2 protein-coding genes are annotated in these 4,209 nt (G+C 43.9%); both read right to left on the bottom strand.

Features of this window, described 5'->3' with window-relative positions; translation table 11 throughout:
- Positions 1-575: 575 nt before the first annotated feature.
- The gene (locus NC238_08770; protein MCM1566023.1) at positions 576-2,864 is read right to left on the bottom strand and encodes a TonB-dependent receptor; all 2,289 of its coding nucleotides are present in this window, start codon (positions 2,862-2,864) and stop codon (positions 576-578) included.
- Positions 2,865-2,874: 10 nt separating this feature from the next.
- On the bottom strand, positions 2,875-3,834 hold the full coding sequence (locus NC238_08775; protein ID MCM1566024.1) for a DUF4249 domain-containing protein: 960 nt from the start codon (positions 3,832-3,834) through the stop codon (positions 2,875-2,877).
- Positions 3,835-4,209 lie beyond the last annotated feature (375 nt).

Genomic DNA, 4,209 nt, shown 5'->3' on the forward strand with positions numbered 1-4,209 from the left:
CAAAATGAGAGAATTATTACGAGAATTATACATGATTTAATGGAGGGAAATTTCATACTGTAGAGATTATTATGATGTACGCTTAAATTGCACCTAACGTTCGGCGGTATGTGGCGTTGGTCCGCCAGCTGGCGGACGGTGGCACGCGTTTTTGCACTCGTGGTGCGATACAGGATTATGATGTTATTTGTTCATTCTCTCGTTGGCAAAAACCGTGACACCAGAAGGGAGTGCCCCGCGGGAGCGGGGCCAGCGGGCTGTTTTTTGTCCGGCAGCTTTAGCCGCAAAGCCGGGCCGATAAAGCACCAACTGGTTTTGGTGTGCTGATCTGTCGGATTAGCGCGCAAAAACCAGCCGCGCCAATGACATATACCGACCTGTTAGCTGTAGGGCTATTTATTATTATTTGAAAGGTGTCCCCCATAATTTTCATTACGTCGGGATGGGCTGGAAGGCTCTTCACACAGACGCTTCATTTGAATCGTCAAAAAAACAATATCTGTGTGATGTGCCTGACAGCGAAGGGAAGGTCATATTTTTGTGGCATTATTTTAAATCCAATGCTTTACGTTTGATCAAAATTCTATTTTGTAACTCACAGATGGTATAATGGGGAACAGAGTCACCTGTTGCAGTTCACCATTATCTAGAGTCAGATACCATGGATTCATCTTCGAATAGGCGTTGTAAATATCCACTCTGAAAGTTTTCCTTCCCCACTTTGTGTAAGTTTTTCGTTCAAGCCCGATATCAAGCCTATGATATAATGGAAACCTGATATTGTTTATCCCTTCCAGGTATGGCAGATCGCCCTGGATTATTCTGTCATAAAACGAGAATACAGTCCCGCTTTGCATGACGAAACTGCTGCTGATACTTAGTTTCTGAGTGATCTTATATCCTATGGAGAGCCTGAAATCGTGAGGCCTGTCATACTTATGATCAAACCGTTCACCATTGTTTATCTCTGGCGATTGCCGGGTCGTCTTTGAGAGCGTGTAAGTAAGAAGAGCATATGTTTTATGCAGTTCAGCCTGAAGGAGAAACTCGGCACCGTAACCAAGACCGGTTACCGGGATGATATTATCTTCCCATCGGGGATATAGCACAAAACTTGCGCCTTCCCTGTACATGTAAAGATCCCTGCTGCTTTTAAAGAAAAGATTGACCTCTCCCCGGAAGAATGTTCCGGGATCGAAAAAAGCAGCTATCTCAATTTGCTGTGTCCGGGATGGCTTTATATTGCCATAGGAGGGAATCCAAATATCGTTTACTGCAATTGCATTTGAAGAGCTTACAGTATGGATCGACTGGGAGGACAAGGTATAGGCTCCCATCAATGTCAGATACTTACTGACTTTAAAGGAAGCTAGCAGGCGGGGCTCGGGTAAAAAATGAACTGAATTAGGGCCTGATAAAAGGGTAAACCTTATGCCTGGCCGGATTGTGAACCTGTCACTTAGTGTAATCCGGTCTTCGAAATAAGCTCCTGCTTCGAGCTGAGAGATATCTTCAAGGCTTGCATTTTCGCCTGTCGGGCGGTTTGTAAGTTCCCCGTTTGTATAGAGAAATGTGCCAATAACAGGCTTCACAGAGCGTAGATTGGCAAAGATGCCTGCCTCAAGATTATGGACTTTACTTGAAATGGCCAGGTTGCTGTTAAGACCAAGCTCTTTGATCCTGCTGCTGGTGGTATTTATTGCATCTTCAGTCTGAGTTTCATCTTCATAGCGGGTCAGATGGATCTCTTCACCGGACTCTGACAGGAAATCCTGAAAGAACAGACGAGTGGTAATGCTTTTATTCGTTGTGGGCCGGTTGGTCCATGAAATCCCTGCAAGCAGATCCTTCCACCCTGAGATCACCCTGTTCTCATACAGAGTTTCAACATCATCGTCGTATTCTGTGTAGCTCGTGTACTTCTCAAGCTTGTCACGGTTAAAATAAAGGGTAAGTCTGAGGTCGTTATTTCTATTGAGAGTGCGGGATGCGTTCAGATTCAGGTCATAAAAATCAAAAAACGGGAAATGCGGGAAACTGCGGTTAAGGGTATTATTAAGAAATTTGGTTGTGCCAATCCTGCCTGCCACTGCGACAGTTGTAACGGTGTCAGGTGAAAAAGCGACACCGGCACCCGATACCAGCAGCCCGGCTGATACGGAAGTCAGGACTGTGTCAGAGACACTTCTGTCGAAATTGAAATTAACCACTGATGACAGTTTTCCCCCGTACCTTGCAGGAAATCCTCCTTTCATAACTTCCACGCCGGAGACCATGAAAGGATCGATAGCCGAGATCAGTCCCGAAAAGTGAAATGGCTGATATACCGGGAATCCGTTAAGATTAAAAAGGTTCTGGTCATATTGGCCTCCCCTTACAATAAGCCCGGCCGACCCTTCTCCTCCTGATTGGACTCCGGGGAGGTACTGGATTTTTTTCAGGAGGTCTTCACCGCTGCCAATCACGGGCAGGAAGCTCACCTCGGCAGGGGCAAATCCGGTGATTTCAAGGTTGGAGTCTCGTTTAAAACCTGGCTTACGGGATCCGGTTACTCTGATCTCTTCAATTGAAACCAGTTTGTCATAATTTAGCACCAGGGTAGTATCACTTCTGACGGTCAGATCCGACTTCATCTCTTCATATCCGCCGTATTTAATTAACAGAGTGAGGGTACCGGCAGAATGATAAAATGAGAACCTACCCCTGATATCCGTAATGTACCGGTCATCATTGACCTTAATCTCAGCTTCGGGAAGGGGAATTCCAGTCTGGGCATCAAGGACGAATCCCTCGATCCGAAGGCGTTGCCCGTTGATTAATGAGCAGACAGCCAACAGAAGTGTTATGAATAACAGTTTTTTCATACCTCAAAAATTAGAACTGCAGGGTATCTTTGTCAACAGAGTATAAAGCAAAAATACCGCATCCATTGCTGGTATTGCTGTGAAGTCTAATCGGCTCTGAGAAGGGATCATCAGATACTTTATAATACTTCCACCTGTCAATCATGTAGTTGTAATAATCATAACTCAAAGTGTAGAGAGAAACTACGTAATATGTACCGTCGCTTAGAGGGGGGGCTATAATCTTAAACGAATGACTCCTGCCGTTAAAGCTTTTATCACTCCACAGTAACTCCCACGTTATCCACTGCGTGATTGGTGCAATATTATAACCCTTCAGTGAGCCACTAAAACGATGAGCTTTTGATTTATAACGATATGTCATATACGGGGGATCTGGATCAGAATAAATTGCGTATTGCATTCTGCAATCTCTGTCAAGATATGTGGACGAGAGATCTATACCATTAAGTCCTATTCGGTAAAAATTCTCTATATCGGGCGGATCATCGATTACGACTGTAATTTCGATGAGAGGATCTCCTTTGCGAGTTTCTCCCATAAGGCTGATTCTATAAGCCGGAGTGTCAAAAAACCATTCCGGCCAATCTCCTGCTAGATAACGCCAGGATAACTCTTTAATCTTTATAGTGTTGGGCTTGATGTCCGTTGCTGTCACGGTTTCAAAGCCTGGGTAGTTTACTTTAACAGTGTATTCTTTCCCTTCAGAAAGAAAAACTGATGAATCTACCGGGAAATCCAGATAACCTTTGGTGGAAATTGTTCCTGACAGTATTGCCGGGGTGTCAAGAGTTAAACTCTTATAGAATACTCCATTTTCAAAAAGGTCAACCTGACAATCAATGTCCATTTGAATTGCTGGATCCTGTATCCCTCTTGCCATTGTCACTCTCACCCTGCTATCATGGTCCGGACCGATAAATGATTGAACAGCTAAAAGAGGATCTGTGTCAGGCAAGCTGAAGGTCATATCATTGGAGCAAGAGGTTAGGGAAATTAGTAATCCTGTAAATATAGATTTCAAGGTATATTTCATCACGATGAATGTTTTGTTCTGGTTGATAGGATAGTCTATTCTCTCAATTACTATACGTTATGATATGTGCCTTTGTGACAAGATTTTTTGGATTTATTTAGTTGATCCTTATCAATACGTGTTTTTCATTACTCCATTAGCGCAGGATATTCACCGGAGCCAAAACTGGTGCCTGGAAAATCCAGCGCAAAATTAAGCTGAGGATTTCTTCCCTCTTCAGCCTCATCCATTTCTTCATATTGTATGCCGTAGCTGCCAGTAATGTATTAATCTGGTCTCCGGCACTGCCACTGAGGTAGTTTCTCAACA

Origin of the sequence: Dehalobacter sp., from assembly GCA_023667845.1 — a bacterium.
Classification (GTDB): Bacteria; Bacillota; Desulfitobacteriia; order Desulfitobacteriales; family Syntrophobotulaceae; genus Dehalobacter.